Source organism: Streptomyces sp. NRRL S-646 (assembly GCF_000720765.1).
Classification (GTDB): domain Bacteria; phylum Actinomycetota; class Actinomycetes; order Streptomycetales; family Streptomycetaceae; genus Streptomyces.
In genome coordinates this window covers 349,385-373,132 of the sequence record NZ_JODC01000010.1, presented here as the reverse complement: position 1 = coordinate 373,132, position 23,748 = coordinate 349,385, and the positions used below count along the sequence as shown (strand labels likewise).

At 71.5% G+C, this 23,748-nt stretch carries 25 protein-coding genes and 1 pseudogene; 4 read left to right on the top strand and 22 right to left on the bottom strand.

Annotated features, from left to right (window positions below; genetic code table 11):
• Positions 1-81: 81 nt before the first annotated feature.
• Genes IH68_RS0127535 through IH68_RS0127520 form a run of 4 tightly spaced genes read right to left on the bottom strand, consistent with a single transcriptional unit; the run spans position 82 to position 3,446 of the window.
• Positions 82-849: an ABC transporter ATP-binding protein gene (locus tag IH68_RS0127535; protein ID WP_030940143.1), complete on the bottom strand. Its 768-nt coding sequence runs from the start codon at positions 847-849 to the stop codon at positions 82-84.
• A complete protein-coding gene (locus tag IH68_RS0127530; protein ID WP_234341615.1) occupies positions 846-1,694 on the bottom strand; it encodes an ABC transporter permease in 849 nt (282 codons plus the stop codon). Before IH68_RS0127530 ends, IH68_RS0127535 begins: the two co-directional genes overlap by 4 nt.
• Positions 1,691-2,509: an ABC transporter permease gene (locus IH68_RS0127525; RefSeq protein WP_030940139.1), complete on the bottom strand. Its 819-nt coding sequence runs from the start codon at positions 2,507-2,509 to the stop codon at positions 1,691-1,693. Before IH68_RS0127525 ends, IH68_RS0127530 begins: the two co-directional genes overlap by 4 nt.
• Before the next feature lie 7 nt (positions 2,510-2,516).
• A complete protein-coding gene (locus IH68_RS0127520; RefSeq protein ID WP_030940137.1) occupies positions 2,517-3,446 on the bottom strand; it encodes an ABC transporter substrate-binding protein in 930 nt (309 codons plus the stop codon).
• Positions 3,447-3,593: 147 nt separating this feature from the next.
• On the opposite strand from IH68_RS0127520, the gene IH68_RS0127515 reads away from it, so the two are divergent.
• Positions 3,594-4,856, top strand: coding sequence for a cytochrome P450 (locus tag IH68_RS0127515; protein ID WP_030940136.1), 1,263 nt, complete (start codon positions 3,594-3,596; stop codon positions 4,854-4,856).
• Positions 4,857-4,874: 18 nt separating this feature from the next.
• Here IH68_RS0127515 and IH68_RS0127510 read toward each other — a convergent pair whose 3' ends face one another.
• From IH68_RS0127510 to IH68_RS0127500, 3 genes are all read right to left on the bottom strand, one after another.
• Positions 4,875-6,044, bottom strand: a complete 1,170-nt coding sequence (locus IH68_RS0127510; RefSeq protein WP_030940134.1) for a damage-control phosphatase ARMT1 family protein — start codon at positions 6,042-6,044, stop codon at positions 4,875-4,877.
• Between the two features lie 182 nt (positions 6,045-6,226).
• Positions 6,227-6,871, bottom strand: coding sequence for a ScbR family autoregulator-binding transcription factor (locus IH68_RS0127505; RefSeq protein WP_030940132.1), 645 nt, complete (start codon positions 6,869-6,871; stop codon positions 6,227-6,229).
• Positions 6,872-6,940: 69 nt separating this feature from the next.
• A complete protein-coding gene (locus tag IH68_RS0127500) occupies positions 6,941-7,822 on the bottom strand; it encodes a ScbA/BarX family gamma-butyrolactone biosynthesis protein (protein ID WP_030940121.1) in 882 nt (293 codons plus the stop codon).
• Positions 7,823-8,101: 279 nt separating this feature from the next.
• Between IH68_RS0127500 and IH68_RS0127495 the strand changes: the two genes are divergently transcribed.
• Entirely contained in the window at positions 8,102-9,037 is a 936-nt protein-coding gene (locus IH68_RS0127495; protein ID WP_030940119.1) for a lytic polysaccharide monooxygenase auxiliary activity family 9 protein, read from the top strand.
• Between the two features lie 18 nt (positions 9,038-9,055).
• Here IH68_RS0127495 and IH68_RS0127490 read toward each other — a convergent pair whose 3' ends face one another.
• Positions 9,056-9,709, bottom strand: coding sequence for a hypothetical protein (locus IH68_RS0127490; protein WP_030940117.1), 654 nt, complete (start codon positions 9,707-9,709; stop codon positions 9,056-9,058).
• Positions 9,710-10,370: 661 nt separating this feature from the next.
• Here IH68_RS0127490 and IH68_RS0127485 point away from each other — a divergent pair.
• Both IH68_RS0127485 and IH68_RS0127480 read left to right on the top strand, forming a co-directional pair.
• Positions 10,371-11,024 carry a DUF6230 family protein gene (locus IH68_RS0127485; protein ID WP_234341614.1) on the top strand — a complete coding sequence of 218 codons (654 nt, stop codon included), beginning with the start codon at positions 10,371-10,373 and terminating at the stop codon, positions 11,022-11,024.
• Positions 11,024-11,452, top strand: a complete 429-nt coding sequence (locus IH68_RS0127480) for a DUF6114 domain-containing protein (protein ID WP_030940114.1) — start codon at positions 11,024-11,026, stop codon at positions 11,450-11,452. Before IH68_RS0127485 ends, IH68_RS0127480 begins: the two co-directional genes overlap by 1 nt.
• Positions 11,453-11,575: 123 nt before the next feature.
• Here the strand turns inward: IH68_RS0127480 and IH68_RS58305 are convergent, their stop codons facing one another.
• The 14 genes and pseudogenes from IH68_RS58305 to IH68_RS0127415 all read right to left on the bottom strand — a co-directional run bounded on the left by IH68_RS58305 (position 11,576) and on the right by IH68_RS0127415 (position 23,698).
• Positions 11,576-12,322, bottom strand: coding sequence for a VOC family protein (locus tag IH68_RS58305; protein ID WP_234341649.1), 747 nt, complete (start codon positions 12,320-12,322; stop codon positions 11,576-11,578).
• Positions 12,323-12,430: 108 nt separating this feature from the next.
• A pseudogene (locus IH68_RS58300) lies at positions 12,431-12,952 on the bottom strand (shikimate kinase); the annotation flags it as partial.
• The gene (gene aroC, locus IH68_RS0127470) at positions 12,949-13,911 is read right to left on the bottom strand and encodes a chorismate synthase (RefSeq protein WP_030940111.1); all 963 of its coding nucleotides are present in this window, start codon (positions 13,909-13,911) and stop codon (positions 12,949-12,951) included. The pseudogene IH68_RS58300 and the gene aroC, both read right to left, overlap by 4 nt.
• Entirely contained in the window at positions 13,908-14,837 is a 930-nt protein-coding gene (gene metF, locus IH68_RS0127465; RefSeq protein WP_078912627.1) for a methylenetetrahydrofolate reductase [NAD(P)H], read from the bottom strand. The genes aroC and metF overlap by 4 nt, the downstream gene beginning before the upstream one ends.
• Entirely contained in the window at positions 14,834-15,748 is a 915-nt protein-coding gene (locus tag IH68_RS0127460) for a carbohydrate kinase family protein (protein WP_051833756.1), read from the bottom strand. The genes metF and IH68_RS0127460 overlap by 4 nt, the downstream gene beginning before the upstream one ends.
• A 1-nt stretch (position 15,749) precedes the next feature.
• Entirely contained in the window at positions 15,750-16,913 is a 1,164-nt protein-coding gene (gene metK, locus IH68_RS0127455) for a methionine adenosyltransferase (RefSeq protein ID WP_030940107.1), read from the bottom strand.
• A 113-nt stretch (positions 16,914-17,026) separates the two neighbouring features.
• Positions 17,027-17,656 (bottom strand): NAD(P)H:quinone oxidoreductase, encoded by a 630-nt coding sequence (wrbA, locus tag IH68_RS0127450; RefSeq protein ID WP_051833755.1) that lies wholly within the window; start codon positions 17,654-17,656, stop codon positions 17,027-17,029.
• Complete coding sequence (locus IH68_RS0127445; RefSeq protein WP_037885256.1) at positions 17,653-18,183, bottom strand: flavin reductase family protein; 531 nt, start codon at positions 18,181-18,183, stop codon at positions 17,653-17,655. Before IH68_RS0127445 ends, wrbA begins: the two co-directional genes overlap by 4 nt.
• Before the next feature lie 29 nt (positions 18,184-18,212).
• Complete coding sequence (gene phzG / locus IH68_RS0127440; RefSeq protein WP_030940099.1) at positions 18,213-18,851, bottom strand: phenazine biosynthesis FMN-dependent oxidase PhzG; 639 nt, start codon at positions 18,849-18,851, stop codon at positions 18,213-18,215.
• Positions 18,852-18,879: 28 nt separating this feature from the next.
• Positions 18,880-19,713, bottom strand: a complete 834-nt coding sequence (locus tag IH68_RS0127435) for a PhzF family phenazine biosynthesis protein (protein ID WP_030940097.1) — start codon at positions 19,711-19,713, stop codon at positions 18,880-18,882.
• Positions 19,698-20,009: a hypothetical protein gene (locus IH68_RS0127430; RefSeq protein ID WP_030940093.1), complete on the bottom strand. Its 312-nt coding sequence runs from the start codon at positions 20,007-20,009 to the stop codon at positions 19,698-19,700. Before IH68_RS0127430 ends, IH68_RS0127435 begins: the two co-directional genes overlap by 16 nt.
• The gene (locus IH68_RS0127425) at positions 19,999-21,885 is read right to left on the bottom strand and encodes an anthranilate synthase family protein (RefSeq protein ID WP_030940091.1); all 1,887 of its coding nucleotides are present in this window, start codon (positions 21,883-21,885) and stop codon (positions 19,999-20,001) included. Before IH68_RS0127425 ends, IH68_RS0127430 begins: the two co-directional genes overlap by 11 nt.
• Positions 21,882-22,505, bottom strand: a complete 624-nt coding sequence (locus IH68_RS0127420) for an isochorismatase family protein (RefSeq protein ID WP_030940089.1) — start codon at positions 22,503-22,505, stop codon at positions 21,882-21,884. The genes IH68_RS0127425 and IH68_RS0127420 overlap by 4 nt, the downstream gene beginning before the upstream one ends.
• Before the next feature lie 14 nt (positions 22,506-22,519).
• Positions 22,520-23,698 carry a 3-deoxy-7-phosphoheptulonate synthase gene (locus IH68_RS0127415; RefSeq protein WP_030940087.1) on the bottom strand — a complete coding sequence of 393 codons (1,179 nt, stop codon included), beginning with the start codon at positions 23,696-23,698 and terminating at the stop codon, positions 22,520-22,522.
• Positions 23,699-23,748: the final 50 nt, after the last annotated feature.

Below are 23,748 nucleotides of genomic sequence, written 5' to 3'. Positions count from 1 at the left end.
GTGCCCCTCCGGCACCATCCGCGGGCCGGGACATGATCACACCATCGCGTGAATCGGGGGCGAACCGGGAACAGGGCGGCCCTAGGAACCCCGCACGGCCCGTCCCACCTCCGCCCGCAGCGCCACGAACCCGGGCAGGCTCCGGGTGGCGATCTGGTCGCGCTTTCCGGGGAGTTCGACGGGCAGGTCGAGGACGATGTGGGAGGCGGGGGCCGGGGAGAGGACGACGACGCGGTCGCCGACGTAGACGCTCTCGTCGATGTCATGGGTGACGAACACGATGGTCGTGCCCTCGGTGCGGTGGACCTCCAGCAGAAGGTCCTCGAGGTCCTCGCGGGTCTGTGCGTCCAGGGAGCCGAAGGGTTCGTCCATGAGCAGCAGGGAGGGGCGGCACACCAGGGCGCGGGCGATGGCGACGCGTTGCTGCATGCCGCCGGACAGCTGCCAGGGGTGGCGGCGGGCGACGCCGTGGAGGCCGACGCGTTCCAGGATCCGCTCGGCCTCGGCGCGGCGTTCGGCCAGGGATGTGACACGGGCTCTGAGGCCTCGGCGGCGCAGCGGGAGGGCGACGTTGTCGCGCACGGTGAGCCAGGGGAAGAGGGAGCGGCCGTAGTCCTGGAAGACGACGGCCAGCTGGTCGGGTACGCCGGTGACCGGGGTTCCGTCGACGGTGACGGTGCCCTCGTGGGCGGGCTGCAGTCCCGCGACGGTGCGCAGGAGCGTGGACTTGCCGCATCCGGACGGGCCCACGACGCACAGGAGTTGGCCGTCGGGCACGGTGAGGGTGATGTCGTGCAGGACGCGCTGGTCGCCGTAGCGCTGGCCGAGGGAGTCGAGGCGGAGCGTCATGCCGTGCTCCTTCCCCGTCCGAGGAACCGTTTCTCGACCGCCAGCAGCGCGGCGTTGAGGAGGTACCCGAGGACCCCGAGGAGGAGCAGGACGGCCCATACGGTGAGCAGGTCGGAGCGGGACTGGGCGTCGGTGAGGGTGTAGCCGATGCCGTTGGCGGTGCCCGGCAGCAGTTCGGAGAACACCATGAGGATGAGCGAGAGCGAGAGGCTGAGGCGCAGGCCCGCGAAGATGCGGGGCAGTGCGGAGGGCAGGATCAGGAAGCGGAGCCGTTCGACGGGGTTCAGGCGCAGCACGGCGGCGACGTCGAGGCGCAGCGGGTCGGTGTTGCGTGCCCCTTCCGCCGTGTTGACCAGCACCGGCCAGACGGCGCTGAAGGCGATCGACGCAACCTGCATCGGCGTGCCGAAGTCGAGGACGACGACGAAGACGGGCACCAGCGCGGGCGGCGGCACGGCCCGCGCGAACTGCAGGACGGGATTGCAGAGTGCGTACGCCCGGCGCGAGCGTCCGACCGCGACCCCCGCCCCGATCCCGGCGACGGCGGCGATACCGAACCCGGCCGCCATCCGTCCGAGGCTCGGCAGTACGTCCCCCACGGCGGCCTCGGTGAGAAACGCGCGCCGGACGGGCCCCGAGAACCACAACTCGTGGGCGCGGTGCGCGATGCGGCCCGGGGGCGGGAAGTAGACGCTGCCGTGGGCCTGCGCGGCCGTCTGCCACAGTGCGAGGGCGAGGAGGAGGACCAGGACGCGCAGGAGGACGTGGCGGAGGGACGTCCTCCGGGCGGGGTTCCTCGATCCCGGGCGCGCCGCGTTTCCGTCCCGCCGCATCACCTGCCTCACGACCGCACCCCGCGCCCGTCCGCCCGCCGCTCCGGTGTCCACGGGAACAACCGGCGTTCGCCCTGGACCAGGACGCCGTTGATGACCAGCCCGAGGGCGCCCGCCCACACCACGCCGGCCAGGACGTCCCGGGTGCCGTCGGTGGACAGGCTCGCCTGGGCGATGAAGATGCCGAGGCCCTCGCCGAAGCCGGAGAGGAGCTCGGTGGCCACGGCGAGGATGAGGGCGACGGCCGCCGAGATACGGATGCCGGCGGCGATGAACGGGGCCGTGCCGGGCAGTTCGACCCGCAGCAGGACCGACAGCCGGCCGAAGCCGAAGGCCCGCAGGGTGTCCTTGGCGAGCGGGTCGGTCTCGCCGAGGCCGTAGATCGTGTTGAAGAGGACGGGCCAGACCGACGCATAGGTGATCAGCGCGACCTTGGTCTCGGTGCCGGTGCCGAGGAGCAGCGAGACCAGGGGGATCAGCGCGACCGACGGCAGTGGCCGCAGGAACTCCACGATCATGCGTACGGCGGAGTCGACGACCGGCACGCTGCCGAGCAGCAGCCCGAGCGGCACGGCGATCGCAACGGCGAGGCCGAGCCCGAGCGCCCAGGCCCGCAGGGTGGCGCCGATCCCGTCCAGGAAGGTGCCGTCACCCGCCAACTCGACGGCACGGGCGAGGACTTCGGATGCGGGCGGAAGGTAGCTGCGCCGGACGATGCCCGCCCTGCCCACCGCCTCGCAGACCGCGAAGGCCAGCAGCACCCCGAGCAGGCCGAGCCACAGCTCCTGATGCCGGGCAAGCCGTTCCGGCCGTTTCAGTCGCTTCACCTGGGCGTCACTTGACCAGCAGCGTCGACGGGTCGACGGCCTTCTTCAACAGGCCCTGTTTCGCCATGAGTTCGGTCAGCCGCCGCAGCTGTGCCGCATCGGTGGAGGCCGGATACGTCGGCAGCCCGATCGACCTGGACTGGTCAGCGGTCACCTTGGTGTACTTCGGGAGCTCTTCCCGTACGGCGCCCGGGTCCTGCGCCGCGATCTTCGAGGCAGCCTCGATGGCACGCTGAAAGGCCGCGGCCTCCTTGGGGTGCCCGGTGGCGAACTTCTGTGTGGTGACATACCCGCTGATGGGCAGCGACTGGACGGGCGCCGAGCCGCCGTCCAGCAGCACCTTCGCCTTCAGCTCCCCCTGGATCGCGCTGTCGAAGGGCTCCACGGCGTGCACGGCGTCCACCTGCCCCCGTTCCAGGGCCGGCCCCATCTGCGGGAAGGCGATCTGCCGGTAGACGGGCCGGCCGACGCCCTTCGCGTCGAGGATCGCATTGAGAGTGAGCGACTGGATGTTGTTGAGGATGTTGACGGCGACCTTCTTGCCCGCGAGGTCGGCGACGCTCTTGATGCCCGAGTCCTTCGGTACCAGGACGTCCATCATGTGCGGCGCGACCCGTACGCCCTCGGCGAGGATGCGGAGGTCGAGGGTGCCCTTCTCGTCGGCCTGCAGGAACGTCACGTAGTTCGCGCTCGCGATCACGTCGACCTGCCCCTTGGCCAGGGCGGGCAGTGCCTGGATGCTCTGCTGGACGGGCTGGATCCTGACGTCCAGCCCCTCCTTGGTGAACAGCCCGCGGTCCCGTGCGAGGTAGAGCGCCGCGGAGTCCGTCAGCGGCAGGGCGGCCACGGTGATCTTCGTGCGTCCACCGGCGGAGGTGGAGCCCCCGCCGTCGTCGCAAGCCGCGAGGAGCAGTGTCAGGGCGGCCGCGACAGCCACCGTTTTCCCGATTCCCGTCCGCAATCCCCGTAACGCCATGCGCCATGACTACCCGATTATTGTCATGATCACCACAGGTGCTGCACATCCCGCGACACGCTTCGTGTCCCCTTGCCGAAGCCCCGCAGGGAACCTCACCGTGGTCGCATGAATGTGCGCGAGGCCCCACCGGTCCCGGACGTCTTCGATCCGCGGCAGTACGCCGCCGGGGTGCCCCACGCCGCCTACCGCGTGCTGCGCGACCACCACCCCGTGGCCTGGCAGAACGAGCCCGAGGTGCTGGGCTGGCCGGCCGGGCCCGGGTTCTGGGCGGTGACCCGGCACGCGGACGTCGTACGCGTCCTCAAGGACTCGGCGACATATTCCTCGCGCCTCGGCGCGACCCAGATCCGCGATCCCGACCCGGCCGACCTCCCCTTCATTCGCCGCATGATGCTCAATCAGGACCCGCCGCAGCACGGGCGGTTGCGGCGACTGGTCAGCCGCGCCTTCACCCCGGGCCGCATCGACCGCTTCACGACGGTGGCGCAGGAGCGGGCCCGGGCCCTGTTCGCGCAGGCGCTGGAGGCGGCCCGTGCAACCGACGGCACCGTCGACCTCGTCGCCGCCGTGACCGACGACTACGCCCTGCTCAACCTCGCCGACCTGCTCGGCGTCCCGGACGGCGACCGCGGCCTGCTGCTGCACTGGACGCAGCGGGTCATCGGTTACCAGGACCCGGACGAGGCCGGCACCCCCGTGCTCGACGCGGCGGGCAAACCGGTCAACCCGCGCTCCCCCGCGATGCTCCGGGACATGTTCGCCTACGCCCAGCAGCTCGCCGCGCACAAGCGCCGCCATCCCGCCGACGACGTGATGACGACGCTCGCGCATGACCCCGAACTCGGCGACGCCGAACTGGAGATGTTCTTCTTCCTGCTCACCGTCGCGGGCAACGACACCGTCCGCAGCGCGGCCCCCGGCGGGCTGCTGGCCCTGGCCGAGCACCCGGAGGCGTACCAGCTGCTACGCGCCGGAAAGGCCGAACTGCATCTCGCGGTGGAGGAGTTGCTCCGACGGCATCCGCCCGTCCTCACCTTCCGCCGGACCGCCGCCCGCGACACCGAGCTGGCGGGGCGGCGCATCCGTGCGGGCGACAAGGTGGTCGTCTTCCATGCCTCCGCGAACCACGACGAAAGGGTCTTCGCCGCGCCGGACCGCCTCGACCTGTCCCGTACGCCGAACCCGCACGTCTCCTTCGGGGACGGTCCGCACGTCTGCCTGGGCGCGCACTTCGCCCGGTTGCAGCTGCGGGTGCTGTACGGGGAGGCACTGCGCGCCCTGCCGGTCCTGCGCACTGCGGGGCCGGCCAGGCGGCTGACGTCCAACTTCATCAATGGGCTCAAGTCACTGCCGATGCAGGTGACTTGAGGTTCAAGGGCGAAGCCTTCAGGTCCGCACCTGGATCAGTGCGTGGGTGCCGCCCGTCCGCCACCGCTGGTCCTCGGCCGCCACGAGCGCGGCCTCGGTGTCCAGGTCCAGGCCGGTGATCACATCGGACTTCAGGGTGCGCAGGGCGGCGACCGGGCCGGGGAAGTGGGCTGTGACGTCCGCGAAGGGTGTGGTCGGGGCCCACAGCCGATCGCCCACCAGGCGACGGTAGTTGAGGTCGCCCTTCACGACGGTCAGCGCGGCCGTGGCGAGTTCCGCGCGCAGGTCGCCCGGCATGTCCGCGTACGGCAGCGGTCCGGCGGAGAACGGGTGGGCGCGGAGGCTGAGGCGGCCGTCGGTCATCGCCGCCCACAGGATACGGCCGTACTCGAGGGCTGCGCCCTGCGCCCCGGTCAGTCTCCTGAGCGCGTCGAGCACGTCGGCCGTCGTCGCGTCGGAGACGTAGTAGGGGTACGGCTTGATGTGCAGGACGGCGCGCCCGATGCGCCCGCGTTCGAGGAGGTGGGCGATGAGGAGCAGGTCGGGGACGAGTTCACGGCCCGCGTTGTCGGCGATGAGGCAGAGCGTGCCCGCGCCGGTCGGCGGGAGCAGCGACCAGAAGGCCTCGCTGTCGTCGGCGACCAGGCCCGGGGCGGTCTCCGCGGTGCCGGCGCCGACGGCGGAGAGGCGGAAGCCGAGGTCGGCGCGGTTGCCCCAGAGGGAGCCGTGCAGCAGGGCGCGGTCCTGGTCGTCGGCGGACAGGGCGTCGAGGGCGGCCAGTTCCTCGTCCGTCTCCGGGGAGTCGAGTTCGGCCAGCTTGAAGGGACGGAACGGGTCGATGCCCTGCCAGGGGCCGGATCCGAAGTAGCCGACGGCGTCGAGTAGTTGGCGGTAGAAGTAGCTCTCCGACCAGAGCCAGGGGATGTCGTACCAGGAACGCCCGGCGTAGTCGGCCATGCCCCACGCCTCCCAGCGGGCCCGGTCGTGCGCGTCGGCGGGGAGCGGTTCGACCACGCCCTTGGTGCAGCTCGCGAGGAGCGCGTCGAGAGCGCGGTGCTGTGCCGGGCCGTACGGGAAGGCCTCCCGTACCTGCCGGATGATCGCGGGGTGCCGCTCGGCGAGCACGCTGTGGGGGAACGACCCCGGCTCGTTGCCGAGGATCACGGGCGCGGACGGGGCGTGAGGCATGCGCCCACCCTAATCGGACCGAGCCAAACCGCTCCGGCTCGGCAGCGCCCCTGGCCGAGCGAAGTCCGCACCGGTTCGAAAGCGTCCCTATCTGGGTGCGGGGCTGTGTCGATCTGCGGCTCCGCCGCGCGGGCGCGACCAGCCACAACGGCGCCGCAGACAAACAACAACCCCTCGCGCCCTCAAGCGGAGCGCTCCCGCTCCAGCCGGGCGGCGAGGCTCACATAGCGGGCACGGCGGGTCACCGGGACCAGGCCGCGGATCGTGAGGTGCCACATCTCGGCCAGTCTGCGGGGCTGGTGGGCGACGGGCTCGAGGGAGCGGCCCACGACGCGGGTGCCTACGAAGAAGCTGACGAGGGAGTGGGCGACGGCGTCGACGTCGATGTCCGGGTGGACGTCGGACTCCTTGACGGCGCCGAGGAGTTTGCGAGTGGCGATGTCCCGCCACTCGGTGAAGGGGTGCTGGAGCGGTGGCCGCACGGCGACTTCCCCGGTGGCGAGCCGGAGCCCGGCCCGTGGGATGGGGCCCTCGACGGAGAGGCGGGCGATGCCGAAGGTGATGCGCATCAGGGTTTCGAGCGAGGAGTAACCCCGGCCGTCCACCTCGTCGGTCACCTCGCGCGAGGCCTTGGACTGCAGCTCCATGATGGCGTGGGCGAGGTCCTCCTTGGCCGCGAAGTGGAAGTAGAGCGCGCCCTTGGTGACCTGGGCGTGTTCGACGATGTCGCTCAGACTGGTCGATTCGTAGCCGCGGCGGTCGAACAGGTCTGCTGCGGCCGTGATGATCGTCGCGCGGGTCTGCTCGGCGCGTAACTGCCTCGCCATCGACTGAACACTCCTGGGGCTGGAAACGGGCCGTACTGTTTGTTTTTCTCACTCCCAGTGAACGATATCTCACCGTGCGGCGGCGCCGACGGCGCACTCGAACACGGACGACTCGCCCTGGAATCCGCGGGTCTCCAGACCCGTCCCGGTCGCGTCGGGCACCTCGATCCAGGTGGGTCTGTCCAGCTCAGCATACTGAGGGCAGGCCGCACGGAAGGACCCACCCCCCGCCGGACCGGCGGCCCGGACGCGGGCGGCCTGCCGGGCCGCCTCCAGGAGCAGCATGCCGGAGATGTGATCGGGTGGATGATCGAAGAAAACGGGATGGGCGGTATCTACTCGCAGCTGCCGACGGCCGGGTCGGTCCGGTGGGGCCGGCACGACGTCCACGGGCAGGGCACGGTCCACGGCGGCGGCCGGCAGGGCGGGCGGGAATGGCAGCGCGGTGACGGTGGCCGCGGTGCGGCCGCCCCGCAGTCGGCGGTGGACGGACTCGCCGGTCCAGCTGACGGCGATGTGCGCGGTGGCGACGCGTTCGCCGACGAGGCGTACGTCGGTGTCGTGGCGAAGTGCGGTGGGGCGGCCGGCGCGATGGCGGACGTCGGACACGGTGCCGTGCAGAAGGGGTTCGACGGGCACGGCGGCGACGGCGAGGTACTCGGGAACCGTGGTGAGCTGCAGCTTTTTCAGCACGAGGCAGTGGTCGAACGGGGCGTCGTACTCGGCGTGTGCGAGGAGCGCTCCGCGCCGGCGGACGGTCTCCGCGACGCGCAGTGGCTCGTACGGCGACCGGTCCGGCGACACGTGTAACCGATGTGCTCGCGGCCGCTGTGCAAACAGCGTGAACCGGTCGGGACCGGTGTGCTCCCAGTCGCTGAGAATCGTTTCCGCTACGGCGGCACGGTGGACGAGCCGACGAGGCACGGTGGCCGTCAAGGCCGGTCGAGGCATGGTCGGTTGGAGCATGTCCCTCCCTCGGTCCCGCCGGAAACGGATGACAGACCAGACGGCGAGGTGCCCGTGCCGGCGACCGCCAGAGTACGAGGCAACCGGTTGGTTTTCAATGTGACCCCGGTGGGTCCGGGGGCGTACGAAGCAGGTGAACGGTCAAGGTTCAAGGAGCTGTTCGCTCCGGACCACTCCCGAAGCGTCACGCGCTGAACGCGCGGGGCCGGTCGCCCGTACTTCACGGGAGCACATCGTTCCACGCCGGCCGAGGAGACGTTCCGGATGCCCCGGATGACCGCACACCGCACCGCCCTGGCGGCCGCCCTCGTGACCCCGTTCCTGCTGCCTCTGTGGGCGGCGGGCCCCGCGCAGGCGCACGGCGCGCCCACGGATCCGGTCAGCAGGGCCTACGCCTGCTCGCCCGACGGCGGCAGCAACGCGCAGTCGGCGGCCTGCAAGGCGGCCGTCGCCGCGAACGGCGCCCCCTTCACGTTCTGGGACAACCTGCGGGTCGCGGACGTGGGCGGCAGGGACCGGCAGGTCATTCCCGACGGAAAGCTGTGCAGCGGCGGCCTGCCCGCCTACAAGGGCCTCGACCTCGCCCGCTCCGACTGGCCGTCGACGACCCTGAAGCCGGGCGCGACCCTGGCGATGAAATACGCCTCGACGATCCCGCACACCGGCACGTTCAAGCTCTACCTCACCAAGCCCGGTTACGACCCGAAGAAGCCGCTAACCTGGGCCGAGCTGCCGGACAGACCGTTCGCCTCGGTCAAGGACCCGGCGCTGACGAACGGCGCGTACCGCATCACCGCGAAGCTGCCGTCCGACCGGACCGGGCACCACGTGCTCTTCACCATCTGGCAGAACAGCAGCACGACGGACACGTACTACTCGTGCTCCGACGTGGTGTTCGGGACTGCCGGGAGCAGCAAGAGCGGCGGTGCGGCTGCATCGGCGTCGACGTCCGCGGGCGGTGGCAGGAAGAGCGTGAGCAGCAGCCCCACGGCCACGCCCGAACCCCGTACGCCCCCTTCCCGTACGGCCGGGGCGGCCGCGAGTCCACGACAGGAGTCCACCGGCCCCGACAGCACCCCGGTGGCCTCGACCTCCGCCGCGGGCTCGGGACCGTCCGCGCCCATGCTTGCGGGCGGCGCCGCTGCGGTGCTGGTGCTCACCGGCGGCGCCGCCCTGGCGCTGCGTCTGCGTCGACGCTGAACTACGCCTACTTGAACGTCAGTTGACGTACACGGTCGCGCCGTTGTCGGTCACCGGGGCGTACTTGGCGGTGAAGTAGCCGCTGCTGAAGCAGAGCGACGAGCCGGACGTCTTGGTGAACTGCTGGTTGGTGAAGTTGATGCTGGCGTCGCTGTTGCTGGTCGTGCCGGTCAGGCTGGGGGCCTGGTAGACGCAGTTGATGGAACCCAGCAGGGTCTTCAGCTTGACCGTGGTCTGGATGGTGGAGCCGCTCGCCGGGGTCACGGTCAGCCCGCCACCGGAAGCCACGGTGGTGGTGTACGGCAGGTTGTCGACCGTGATGCTGGTGACACCCGTCACGCCGAGGACGTTGCTGGTGCAGCTGCTGCTGTCGAAGGTCTGCGCGCCGACGGACTCGGTGGCCGTGCCCGGCGCGGCCGGGTTGTCCGTGACCGTGGCGGTGAACGTCGAGGAGGTGCAGCTCACGCCGCTGGTGCCGGTCGCGCTGGAGTAGAGCGTGGCGCTGGTGCCGCTGGCCAGCGGTGCGGAAAGGACGTCGCCGACCGCGACGGCGGTGCCGCCGGCCGAACCGGTGGTGAGGACGGGGGTGTCGGCCGCCGAGGCCGGGACGGCAGCGGGGAGCGAGAGGGCGGCAACGGTGCCGACGAGGGTGAGGAGGGTGCGAGTGCGCATGCGGACGTACCTCTTTCTGGTGCGGGGGTCGAGGGTTGGGGGCTTCCGATGTGGCGCGAGGATGGCGGGGGGACGCGGTCGGCGTCCGCCGTTGCCGGTCCGTGACGCCTTCTCCGTACGCCACGGACCGGCAACGACGACCGGCCGGTGACCGGCCGCAGACCCGGGGGGTGGGCCTCCGGCCGGGCCGGGCGGAAGCGACGGCCTGGCATGGACCAGGGGGGAAGGGCCCGTACCGGACCGTCTGGGGGATCTCGAGCTGTGAAGGGCCCGTGCGGACAGGAGGGGTCCGGGAGACGCGGACAGGGCCGCGTGGCTGGATCCGGCGCCACGGATCTGGGGGAAGCCAGGGGCAGTTGTAGACCTGAGTGTCAGTCAACGTCAAGGCGGAGCAAGGGAGTTGACGATCATTCAAGAACCTGGTGCGACCTGCCCGACCTGCTGAGCCACAGGTGGGGCACAACCAACACCCTTTTTTCACAACTCCCTTGACCCTTGAAAGTAACCACGGGTAACTTCCTCGCTGGCTACTGCGGAGTACGAGAAAGCCCTTCCACCCGCCGGGAGTTTGGGAGGAGGCGTGCGCCTGCAGCCGCTGTCCGCGCCAGGACAACGCGCCGATGATGCCCAACCCGCACTGACTATGCACATGGGAGCAGAAATGGCCTCGTCCGCCGAACTCACCACCGGGAACCCAGAAAGCGGTTCCTCGCCCGCCCCCGCGAGACGCGGGCGGGTCCGGCTGCGCCGCGCCGCTGTGATGGCGGTCCCGGCCGTCGCGGTCGCGGCCGGCCTCGCGATCATGACCGCCGAGGGGGCGCTGGGGGTCTCGTTCTCGATCTCCGGAATGCCCTTCACGGTGACCGCCAAGTCGCTCGACGGCACCGGCTTCGAGCAGTTCGGCGGGCTCGACAGCATGATCGACAACAGCCCCAACGCGGGCGACACGGGCGGTCAGGTGCTGATCGTCACCTCCGCCATCAAGAGCGCAACGCTGGACAGTCTGTGCCAGAGCGTCGACCTGGGCGGCACCAACCTGCTGATCAAGGCGGGCAGCGGCTCGTCGAAGGTGCAGGCGACCGACCTGACCACGGACTCGACCGAGCTGACCGGCGACGCCGCCTTCAAGAACATTGAGATCGGCAACGACGCGAGCACGCTCAACAAGGCCGGCGTCAAGGGACCGGCAGGCGTCTTCAGCCAGCAGGCCGACACGGTGCACATCGACAACCTGCGGCAGACCAACTATGCGACGACGGCCGGGGTGTTCAAGCTGCCGGGCCTGAAACTCAGCTTCAGCGACTCGGGTTGCTGATGTCGGACATTCCGAAGCAAGGCGCGCGGCCCGCTTTTCGTGAGTGGCGGGCCCGCCGTCCGTTCTGGGGCGGGCTGCTGCTCGCCCTGGGCGGGGCGGAGATCCTGCTCACCGAGAAGGCCTCTGTGAAGGTCATGATGCACGCCGCCACGCAGAACCTGGCCGGCTACCTCCTGCCCACCGTGATGTTGTTGTGCGGGCTGCTGATCCTCTTCAACCCCACGCAGCGCCTGTTCTACTCGATCATCGGCGTCCTGGCCTCCCTGGGCACCTGGCTCACCTCCAACCTGGGCGGCTTCTTCGTCGGTCTGCTCCTGGGAGCCGTCGGCAGTTGCCTCGCCTTCGGCTGGCTGCCCGAACAGGAGCCGCGCGTCAGCCGGCGCCGGCGCAGGAAGCAGGTGCGGGCGGCGGAGGCGGCGCAGTTGTAGGGCGTCGGCAGGGCGGGGGTTCCCGTCCCTTGCGGAGCAGGCCGCCCTCTCCCTGTCCCCTCGATGGCGCAGTGCCGCCCCGGTGGGGAGCGCGGGCCCACCGGGGCGGTGCGGGGCGCGGTGTCAGGCGAGTTGGACGAGGGCGAAGGTCACGCCTGCCGGGTCCCGGAGCACGGCGACGCGTCCGACGCCGGGCAGTTCGGTGGGCGGGGTCAGGACGGTGCCGCCGAGTGCGGCCGCCGCGACCGCCGTGCCGTCGATGTCCTCGACACCGAAGTGCAGGGTCCAGCCGGCCGCACCCTCGGGCCCGCCGGTGATGCCGGCGAACTCCGCCCTGCCGCCGACGAAGGTCAGGTGGGCGGCCGCGCCCCCGGCCGGCGCTGCAGCGGCCGTCCAGCCGAAGACCTGACCGTAGAAGGCCTTGGCGCCCTCGGTGTCCGGGGTGCTCAGCCCGAACCAGGACGGCGTGCCGGGCTCGCGCACCAGACCGGAGCCGACATGCTTGTCCGGCTCCCAGGCGCCGAACAGGGCGCCGTCGGGGGCCCGGTAGACGGCGGCGCTGCCGGCGACGGACACCTTGGTGGGCGGGCTGACGACGCGTCCGCCGGCGGCCTCGACGGCCTTGGAGGTCGCGCTCAGGTCGTCGGACATGAAGTAGACACTCCAGCCGGCCGAGTGCTCCTGCCCCTCCCGGAGCCGGACCGCTCCCACGATCTTCTCCCCACTGAGTGTGAAGTTGACGTATCCGGTGGGGAGTTGGAGGGCCTCCCAACCGAAGAGGGAGCCGTAGAACTCGCGGGCGGAGTCGACGTCGGGGGTGTCGAGGTCCGCCCAGCAGGGGGCGCCGGCCGGGTGGCGAGAGATCTTCATCGGTTCTCCTCGGGTCGCAAGCGGTCGATCTTCGTCCAGCGTGGCGGCACCCTCCCGACCGCTCCAGCCGGCGCCGGCAACTCGCGGATTCCTTCCAGGCACGCGGCCCTTCATGGTGAATTCGTCCACCGCGATCGCCTCGGCCACCTCTTCGGGCGTATGGCCGTCGGTCGCCACGACGGCCGTCGCGACCTCCTCGTACAGGTGCCGGCGGGCCTGGGCCAGCTCGCGCCACCGGCGGCGCGCATCGGCGGCGAGCAGGGGCCGTTCGGCGGTCAACCCGGGCCGCCGTACGGCCTCTTCGACGCCCATCGTGAGGTGTATGACATGCCGTCCGGCCAGGAGGGCGCGGGTGCCGGCGTCGAGGACGGAGCCGCCGCCGAGGGCGAGGACGCCGTTGTGCTCGGCCAGCGCGCGGCGCACGGCCCGTTTCTCGGCCGCCCGGAACGCTGCCTCGCCGAAGTCGCGGAAGAGCTCGGCGACGGACCGCCCCTCGGCCGCCACGATGTCGTCGTCGGTGTCCCGGAACCGGACGCCGAGCCGCTCGGCCAGCAGCCGCCCGACCGTCGACTTGCCCACGCCCATCGGCCCGACCAGGACGACCAGCGGGCCGTTCGACGGATCGCTCATCGGATGACCGAGTGGTCCAGATACGACCGCACGTTGCGGCGGGTCTCGATGACGCTGTCGCCGCCGAACTTCTCCGCCACCGCGTCCGCAAGGACGAGCGCGACCATCGCCTCGGCGACGATCCCGGCGGCCGGCACCGCGCACACGTCGGAGCGCTGGTGGTGGGCGACGGCGGGTTCCCCGGTGGCCACGTCGACCGTCTGCAGGGCGCGCGGCACGGTGGCGATCGGCTTCATCGCCGCCCGCACCCGCAGCAACTCCCCTGTGGTGAGGCCCCCTTCGGTGCCGCCGGAGCGTCCGGAGGACCGCCGGATGCCTTCGTCGGTGTTCACCATCTCGTCGTGCGCCCGCGAACCCGGTACCCGCGCCAGCTCGAACCCGTCGCCGATCTCCACACCCTTGATCGCCTGGATGCCCATCAGCGCGCCCGCGAGCCGGGCGTCCAGCCTCCGGTCCCAGTGCACGTGCGAACCCAGTCCGACCGGCACGCCGTACGCCAGCACCTCGACCACACCACCGAGCGTGTCGCCGTCCTTGTGGGCCTGGTCGATCTCCGCGACCATCGCCTTCGACGCGTCCGCGTCCCGGCAGCGCACCGGATCGGCATCCAGCTTCTCCCGTGCCGACGCGCGCTCCAGGATCGGCCGGGCCTCGTCGAAGCCGTACTTCTGCATGCCCGCCAGATCCGCGTGACCGGGACGCGGACGGGTCAGCGGGACGTTACGGGCCAGCCCGGCGAGGATCTCCGGGTCGACCGGGTCGGCCGCCATGACCTGCTCCCACTTGGGCCACTCGGTGTTGCCCACCATGATCGCAACCGGGGAGCCGAGCGTGAGACCGTGCCGGACGCCGCCGAGGAAGGTGATCTCGTCCGGCACACCGGCGGGAAGACCCTCCAGCGTCGCCACGAGTGCGGGACCGTGGGACTCCCCCGCGGTCAGCCAGCGCAACCTGCTCAACGGTGCTCCTCGGGCGAGGCGGGCAGGCGCAGCCCGCGGTGGATGTCCATGGCGGCCGAGGAGTGGTTGAGGGTGATGTAGTGCAGGCCGGGGGCGCCCTCGTCGAGGAGGCGCTGGGCGAGGGCGGTCGCGTGGTCCACGCCGATGCGGTGGGACTCGGCCGGGTCGTACTGCGCGGTCCGCAGGCGCAGGGCGAGGTCGTCGGGGAAGGCCGCGTTGCTGAGGCGGGCGAAGCGGGCGATCTGCTCGTAACGGGTGGCGGGCATGATGCCGGGGATGACGGGGGTGTGGCAGCCTGAGGCGGCGAGACGGTCGCGCAGGCGGAGGTAGTCCTCGGCACGGAAGAACATCTGGGTGATGGCGTAGTCGGCGCCGGCCCGGCACTTGGCGGCGAAGTGGCGGATGTCGCTGTCCCAGTCGGGTGAGCGCGGGTGTCGTTCCGGGAAGGCGGCCACTCCGATGGAGAACGCGCCACAGGAACGGATGAGTTCGACGAGTTCTGCCGCGTGACGCAGGCCGTGGGGGTGCGGGATCCAGGGGCCCTGCGGGTCGCCGGGCGGGTCGCCGCGCAGGGCGAGGACGTCGCGGATGCCCGCGTCGGCGTAGCGGCCGATTATCCCGCGGAGTTGGGCCGTGGAGTGTTCGACGGCGGTGAGGTGGGCGACCGGGCGCAGGGTGGTGTCCTCGGCGATGCTGCGGGTGAGCTCGGTGGTGCGTTCGCGGGAGGTGCCTCCGGCGCCGTAAGTGACCGACACGAAGGAGGGGTTGAGGGTTTCGACGCGGCGCAGTGCGCTCCACAGGGCCCGCTGTCCCTTGCCGGTCTTGGGCGGGAAGAACTCGAAGGAGTACGAGCGCCGGCCTGCCGCGATCAGTTCGGCGGGGCCCCGGCGGGGGCGGGTGGCCTCGAGTGCGGGTGCTGCCGTCATGTCAGGTCGCCTCCTGGCGCGGTGTAGGTCTGGGTGCCGATGTGGGACAGGGCGAGGGTGGCCAGGGCCGCACCCCACTGCGCGCGGCGGGCGGTGTCGTGACCGGCGGCCAGGGCGGCGAGGTATCCGGCGCGGAAGGCGTCGCCCACGCCGGTCGGGTCGACGGCGTCGTCGGCGGGGACGGCGGGGACGTCCAGCGGGGGCTCACCGGCGCGCTCGACGCGGCTGCCCTTCTCACCGAGGGTGGTGATCCAGGTGCCGACCCGCTGCAGGACGTCGGCGTGACTCCAGCCCGTCTTGGTGAGCAGCAGGGCGTGTTCGTACTCGTTGGTGAACAAGTGGTCGGCACCGTCGACGAGTTCGCGGATCTGCGCGCCGTCGAGACGGGCCAGCTGCTGGGCGGGATCGGCGGCGAAGGGGATGCCGTGGGTGCGGCACGCGCGTGTGTGCCGGAGCATCGCGGCCGGGTCGTCGGCGCCGACGAGGACGAGATCGGCGCCGCCCTGGCGGCGGAGAGCCACGGTGAGATCGATGTCGGCTGCTTCGCTCATCGCGCCCGGGTAGAAGGAGGCGATCTGGTTGCCGTCCTGGTCGGTGGTGCACAGGAAGCGGGCGGTGTGCCGGGTGCGGGAGACATGGACGCCCGAGACGTCCACGCCGAGCGCCGCGAGCCGTTCTCCGTACGGGGTGAAGTCCGCGCCCACCGCCCCCAACAACAGGGGCCTGTGGCCGAGTTGGGCCAGGCCGTAGGCGATGTTGGCGGCCACTCCCCCGTCGCGGATCTCCAGAGTGTCGACCAGGAAGGACAGCGAGACATGGTCGAGGCGGTCGGCGAGGAGCTGGTCGGCGATGCGGCCGGGGAAGGTCATCAGGTGGTCGGTGGCGATGGAGCCGGTGACGGCGATCCGCATGTCAGGCCCCTGCCACCAGCCGCAGTGCGTCGACGCGGTCGGTCTTCTCCCAGGTGAAGTCGGCCAGTTCGCGGCCGAAGTGACCGTAGGCGGCCGTCTGGGCGTAGATCGGGCGGAGCAGGTCGAGGTCGCGGATGATCGCGGCCGGGCGCAGGTCGAAGACCTGACGGATGGCCTGTTCGATCGCCGTCCGCGCTACGGCGGCGGTGCCGAAGGTCTCCACGAACAGGCCGACGGGCTCCGCCTTGCCGATGGCGTAGGCGACCTGGACCTCGCAGCGGCGGGCCAGGCCCGCGGCGACGACGTTCTTGGCGACCCAGCGCATCGCGTACGCCGCCGAACGGTCCACCTTGGAGGGGTCCTTGCCGGAGAAGGCGCCGCCGCCGTGGCGGGCCATGCCGCCGTAGGTGTCGATGATGATCTTCCGCCCGGTGAGGCCTGCGTCGCCCATCGGGCCGCCGATCTCGAAACGGCCGGTGGGGTTGACCAGGAGGCGGTAGTCCTCGGTGTCGAGCTTGATGCCGTCGTCGGCGAGGCGGGCCAGTTCGTGTTCGACGACGTGGGTGTGGATGTCGGGGGCGAGGAGGCCGTCGAGGTCCACGTCGGCGGCGTGCTGGGTGGAGACGACGACCGTGTCCAGGCGGGCCGCCCGGCTGCCGAGGTACTCGATGGTGACCTGGGTCTTGCCGTCCGGGCGGAGGTAAGGGGTGACGCCCTGCTTGCGGACCTGGGAGAGGCGGTGGGACAGGCGGTGCGCCAACTGGATGGGCAGGGGCATCAGTTCGGGGGTTTCGTCGCAGGCGTAGCCGAACATCAGGCCCTGGTCGCCCGCGCCGCCGGTGTCGACGCCCTGCGCAATGTCCGGGGACTGGGCGCCGATCGACACGGACACCCCGCAGGAGCGGCCGTCGAAGCCCTTCTGGGAGGCGTCGTAGCCGATGTCGAGGACGGCGCTCCGGACCAGGGCGGGGATGTCCGCGTACGCCGTGGTCGTGACCTCTCCGGCGATGTGCACCTGGCCGGTGGTGATCAGTGTCTCGACGGCGACGCGCGAGCGGGGATCCTCGCTGAGCAGGGCGTCGAGGACCGTGTCGCTGATCCGGTCGGCGATCTTGTCGGGGTGTCCCTCGGTGACGGACTCCGAGGTGAACAGGCGGCGGGACATGGCTCTCCCTGGGTCGCAGCGGCTGCTGACTGATGAAGGGCGGTGCGAAGGGTGTGAGATGGGGCCGGAGAGCTCCTCGGGGGACGTGGAAGCTCTCCGGCCCGGCTGGGGGGTCAGGGGGCGGCGGTCGCCAGCGCCCTGGCAACGCGCACCACTCGCTCGGCCTGGACGCGGGCCGCGTTGCGGGTGACGTCGCCGACCGGGAGAGTGCCGCCCGCGTCATGGTGCGCGGTGCCGTACGGGTTACCGTCGGCGAACTTGTCGGGATGGGTGAATCCGGGCGCGACGACGATGCCGCCGAAGTGGTGGAAGGAGTGCATGAGGGCGAGCAGTGTGGACTCGTTTCCGCCGTGCGGGCTGCCCGTGGAGGTGAAGGCGCTGTAGACCTTGTCGGCCAGTTCGCCCTTCTTCCAGACTCCGCCCAGGGTGTCGAGGAACTGCTTGAGCTGGGCGGCGACGTTGCCGAACCGGGTCGGGGAGCCGAACAGCACGGCGTCGGCCCAGACGACGTCCCCGACGGCGGCGAGGGGGATGTCGGCGGTCGCCGCCTCGTTGGCGGCCCAGGCCGGCTGGGACTCGACGGCCTCGCGCGGCGCCAGTTCGGCGACCCTGCGCAGGCGGACCTCGGCACCCGACTTCTCGGCGGTGTCGGCGAGTTCGCGGGCGATGTCGGCGACGTGGCCGGTGGCGGAGTAGTAGACGACGGCCACCCGCACGGCGTCCCTGTCCGTCCCGGGGCTCACCAGTCCGCCAGGTGGAGCGAGGCGAGCGGATCCGGTACCTCGAGGACGGAGGCCGGATGGGTGAACGTCCGGTCGTAATAGAGGAGCGGGGTGCGGTCGTCGTCGACGTACGTGTCCAGGACGCGGCCGACGAGGATGCTGTGGTCGCCGCCGTCGAGGACCTCGTGCAGGCTGCAGGCGACGCGGGCGCAGGCGTCCGGCGAGCCGGGCAGGCCCAGTTCGCAGGGCCGCATGTCCCCCTCGGCGAAGCGGTCGACGCCGGAGCGGGCGAAGCGCCGGGCCACCTGCTCCTGGCCGTGCGCCAGGAGGTTGACCAGGAAGCGGTCGGTGGTCGTGAACGCGACGTGCGTGCTGGCGGTCTTGTTGAGGCAGACCAGGACGAGGGGCGGGTCCAGGGACAGGGAGGCGAAGGAGGTCGCGGTGAACCCCCGGCGCCGTCCGGTGCCGTCGACGGTCGTCACGACGGTCACCGGTCCGGGCACCCTGGACATGGCGCGGGTCAGGGCCTTGCCGCTTGCGGCAGACATGGGTTGCTCACTCTCCGGTGTCGTGGCGGTCAGGGCTGGAGGCGGCTCGAGTGCCAGCCGCGGTCGCGGCGGTCGTAGCGCAGCCTGCGGTGCAGTCGGTCGGAGTCGGCGGCCCAGAACTCCACGGCGACCGGCGCGAGCAGGTAGCCGACAAAGCGTGCGGGGCGCGGCAGCGGGGTGCCGGGGGCGGCGAGGCGGTCGGCCTCGGCGCGCAGGGCGGTCGGGTCGCGCAGGGGTTCGCTCTGCCGGGAGGCCGCGGACATGGGGTGCATGGGGATCGGGCGGCCGGACCAGAGGGCGTCGGAGTCGGTCTCACTCAACCGGGACACGGGACCGGACAGGATGAGCTGCTGGCCGGTCTCGCGCCAGTAGAGCAGGCCCGACGCCCAGCCGCTGGCGGCCATCTCGCGGCCCTTCTGGCTGGTGGAGTGGCTGGCGAACACCAGCCCGCGGGAGTTGATGTCGGTGACGGAGATGATGCGGTTGGAGGCGCGTCCCCGGCTGTCGGCGGTGGCGAGGGCCAGAGCGCGCGGCTCGCGCACCCCGCGGGCAGTCGCCTCGGCGATCCACTGGTGGACGAGGCCCATCGGCTCGGCCGGCGGGTCGTCGTACTCGGGGAAGTCCAGGTCGACTTCGCCGGTGAGGCTTTCGAATCGGCTGCTGTTCACGAGTTCCTCACGGAGGTTGAACGCGGGTTCAGACGCGGAGGGTGCCGTGCGCGGCGACGACGCCGTGGCCGCCGACCTCGACCGAGCGGACCGTGTCGCCGGTGCCCTCCGCGGTGGCGAGCATGAGGGAGGGACGGCCCATCTCGACGCCCTGGAGGACCTCCAACTGCCGCCCGTACTCGGCCAGTCGGTGCCGGGCCAGGTGGATGGCGAGGGGGCCGGCTGCCGAGCCCGTCGCGGCGTCCTCGACCACGCCGTAGGCGGGCGAGAACATACGGGCCCGCCAGTGGGTGCCCGAACCGGCGAAACAGTTCGCGGCCATGTCCGGGAAGGCGCTCAGGGCGCGGTGGTCGGGCCGGAGGGCGGACAGCGCGGCCACGCTCCCGACGCCCACGAAGACGTGCCGGGGCCCGTTGCGGTAGATCTCGACGGGCGCGATCGTCTCCTCGACCCCGAGCGCCGCGAGGAGCTCGTCACGGTGTTCGTACGGCTCCCAGGTGGGCACGGGCTGTTGCATGCGTACGGTCGACGCGTCCTCGTCGTGGGCGAGTTCGAAGGGGATGACGCCCATGGCGGTCTCCAGCCGCAGCCGGTCCTCCTTGAGCGTGCGGCCCAGCGCCACCGCCGTGCCGAGCAGCGGATGGCCCGCGAACGGCAGCTCGTTGACCGGCGTGAAGATGCGGATACGGGCGTCACCGCCCTGCTCGGCCGGCAGGACGAAGGTCACCTCGGAGAGGTTCATCTCCCGGGCGATGCGCTGCATCAGCTCGGCGCTCAGGTCGGCGGCGTCGAAGAACACCGCCACCGGGTTGCCTTCGAGCGGGGTGCGCGCGAAGGCGTCGACGACTATGTATTCGTGCACGGTTGCTCAACCCCCCGAGTAGCTGCCGTTGCCTGGACGTCGAAGCGGCCGCGGTGCGTGGGCGGGCCGCCGATCAGCTGCGCGGCCCGGTTGGGCGGCAGCTCGTCCGGGCGGTCCGCCTCCCACAGCATCACCGCGCCCCACCGGTTGGACTCCCGGTCCGCCAGCCACAGCTTCAGCCGCAGCCCCGGTACGTCCTTCCACTCGGCGACCGCTCCGTCGCCGAGGTCCGCGCGCAGCGAGTCGATGGTCTGCCCGGTGCCGTCGAGGTCCCACCAGGCGATGTCAACCCGCACGGCCGAGCACCTCCCGGATGATGCCGCCGACGATGCGCGGTCCGTCGACGGTGAGCACCGATTCGGCGTGGAACTGCATCGAGGCGAAGCCCGGCCCGCGCAGAGCGTGCACCTCCCGGGTCACCGGGTCCCGGCTGACTTCCACGAGCCCGGTCCCCAGGAGGTCCAGCTTGTCCTCGGCGCTGCGGGCGGCGAACGTGTTGTAGAAGCCGACGCGTTCCCGGCTGCCGAACAGGTCGATCTCCTGCTGCACCCCCTGGTTCGGCACGTCCCGGCGCACCAGTTCGAGGCCGAGGCTCAGGCTGAGCACCTGGTGACTGAGGCATACGGCGACGAACGGCCGGCGTTCGGCCAGGAGTTGACCGATCGCCGTGCGGAGATGGTCGATCTTGGGCTCGTCGGCCGCCCGGGGGTCGCCGGGGCCCGGGCCCATGACGACGAGGTCATGGCCGTCGAAGGCGTACGGCTCGTCGAAGCGACGTACCGTCACCTCCAGGCCCAGCGCGCGGAGCTGGTGTCCGATCATCGCGGTGAAGGTGTCCTCCGCGTCGACGACCAGGGCGCTCAGTCCCGTCAACTCCGGTATGGCGTGGCGTGGTCGGCGGTTGTTCTTCAGCCAGAACTCCGCGATGCCGTCGTTGCGGCGGTCCAGGGCGGCACGGACGTCCGGATGGCTGCCGTAGCGGACGCCCCGGCCGGACTCCAGGGCGCCGAGCAGGCCGGCCGCCTTGGCGCGGGTCTCGGCGACCTCCGAGTGCGGGTCGGAGTGCCGTACCAGAGTGGCGCCCACACCGATGCGGACGCGACCGGTGGTGTCGATGTCGGCCGTGCGGATGAGGATGGCCGAGTCGAGAGCGCGCTCGCCGCCTCGGTCGTGGCCGATCAGCGCGGCCACACCGCTGTAGTAGCCGCGGCCCTCCGGCTCGTACTTGGCGATGACGCGGGCGGCGCTCTCCAGCGGACTGCCGGTGACGGTCGGGGCGAACAGGGTCTCGCGCAGGATGTCGCGCACGTCGCGGTCGGTGCGGCCCTCGATGAAGTACTCGGTGTGGGCGAGGCGGGCCATCTCCTTGAGGTAGGGGCCGAGGACCCGGCCGCCGCCCTCGCAGATGCGGGCCATCATCTTCAGTTCCTCGTCGACGACCATGTACAGCTCGTCGGTCTCCTTGGGGTCGGCGAGGAACTCGGTGACCCCCTGGAGGGTGGGGCCGGCCGGCGGGTAGCGGTAGGTGCCGCTGATCGGGTTCATCACCGCGCTCCCGCCGCTCACCGAGATGTGCCGCTCGGGCGTGGCCCCGACGAAGGTGCGTTCGCCGGTGTGGATGACGAACGTCCAGTACACGCCCTGCTCGCGCTCCAGCAGCCGGCGGAAGAACACCAGCGCGTCCCGGAGCGAGTAGTCGCCGATGTCGGCCAGGAAGGACCGCTTGACGACGAAGTTGGCGCCCTCGCCGGTGCCGATCTCGTCGGCGACGACCCGGCGCACGGTCTCGGCGTACCGCTCGTCGTCGACGTCGAAGCCGTGCGCGGTCACGGACGTCGGTGTGTCCGGGAGCCGCAGCAGGAGTTCGGGCAGGGGCACCCGGTCCTGCGCGGTGACGGACAGCGCGACGAGGGGAGCGCTGTCGTCGGGGGCGGTGAACCCGCGCTCGGTGAGCTGCCGGTAGGGCACCACGACCAGGACGTCGTGCTCGGTGTCGTCGGCGCCGGAGTTCGCGGTGAGGGGGATGCCGGCCAGTGTCCGGGGCAGCGTCACATCGCCGACGAGGATGTCGACGGTGTCCGGGACGCCGGTCTCGGGCCGGTGCAGGAGGGCGAAGGCGGGGACCTGGAGGTCCAGTACCCGGCCCAGGAGATCGCCGTGCGGTGCACTCATGCGAACACCTCCGCGGACGGGAGGACCACCGCGCAGCGCTGGGCCGCGTAGTCCAGGGCGAGCCGGTGGTGGTCCTCGGAGAAGTCGCCGAGCGCGTCGGCGGCGAGGAAGGCCTGGATGTCGTTGGTGTAGGCCTCCAGGGCGGTGGCGAGGACGCCGACGTGCGCGTACACCCCGCACAGGACGAGCTGATCGCGGCCCGCCGCGCGCATACGGTCGAGGAGGTCGGAGCGGAAGAAGGCGCTGTAGCGCCACTTGGTGAGCACCCAGTCCTCCTCGGCGGGCGCCAGCTTTCCGGTCACCTCACGGTCGGCGGGGTCGGTGCGCATGCCCGGGCCCCAGAAGTCCCTCAGCAGGCCGCGCTGTTCGTCGGTCATCCGGCCGGGCTGCGCGGTGTAGGCCACGGGGACGCCGAGGGCGGCGGCCCGTCCGCGCAACATGGCAGCGTTGTCAATGAGTTCGGTTCGGAGCGGGTCGGGCAGGGCGCGCAGGAAGTAGCGCTGCATGTCGTGGACCAGCAGGACGGCGCGGTCCGGGTCCGGGGTCCAGTCCGCCACGTTCTGCGGCAGGCTCGCCGGGGTGGGCAGGTGGTACGGCGCGATGGGCGGTAGGCCGGGCATGGGGGGAGCTCCTTTCACAGGGCGTCGGCCCAGGCCGTGACCAGGGAGACGGCCTGCCGGGAGTTGAGGCGCGGGTCGCAGAAGGTGGTGTGCCGCTCGCCGATCCGGCCGAGTGCCGAGGCGTCGGCTGCGCACTCGGCCACGTCGTCCGGGGTGGTCTCCAGGTGGAGCCCGCCCGCGACGCCGCCGGCCGCCGCGACCGCGTGGCCGAAGCCCTGGACCTCGCGGGCCATGGTGGTCAGCAGCCGGGTCTTCTTGCCGCCGGGCGCGGTGATGGTGTTGCCGTGCATAGGGTCGCACAGCCAGATCACCGGGTGGCCCGCGGAGCGGACCGCCGCCACCAGCGACGGCAGCCGCTCGCCGACCGTGTCGGCGCCCATGCGGGAGATCAGGGTGAGCCGGCCGGGTTCGCGCAGCGGGTCGAGACGCTCGCACAGCGAGGTGATCTCCTCGACCGTCATGGAGGGGCCGACCTTGCAGGCGACCGGGTTCACCACATCCGCGAGCAGGTCGACGTGGGCGCCGTCGAGCTGACGGGTGCGCTCGCCGATCCACGGCCAGTGGGTGGACCCCAACCAGCGGGTGGAGTCGCCGAGTTCGCGGATCATCGGCACCTCGTAGTCGAGCAGGAGCGCCTCGTGGCTCGTCCACACCAGGGGCTCGATGCCGGGCCAGGCGCGCAGTGCGGGGGCGCGCCAGCCGAGGTGTTCGACGATGTCGCCGGCCGCCATGTAGCCGGTGAGGATGCGCAGCGGGTCGGGGCGGCGGCTCTCGGGGTCGGGCTCGGGGCTGTTGACCATGTGCCCGCGGTAGACGGGCAGGGCCTGTTCGCCGATCTGCTCGTAGTTGTTGGAGCGGGGCTTGGCGAACTGGCCGGCCATCCGTCCCACCCGCAGGACGGGCTTGCCGGTGAGCATCTTCAGGGTGCTGGCCAGCAGGTCGAGCACCGCGGTCTTACGGCGTACGTGCTCGGCCGTGCACTCCTCCGGGTCCTCGGCGCAGTCGCCCGCCTGGACCACGAGCGCCTCGCCCGTGGTGACGGACGCGAGCAGCGAGCGCAGAGTGCGGACGTCGTCGAAGCGGACCAGCGGAGGCCGGGAGCCGAGGATCTCCCGCACCCGCTGGACCTGGGCGGGGTCGGGCCACTCGGGCTGTTGCAGGGCCTTGGCCCGCTGGATTTCGGCCCTGTGCATTTCGGACAGTGCTTGTCCCACAACAATTCCCCCGTGGACGGAGAGGGTTT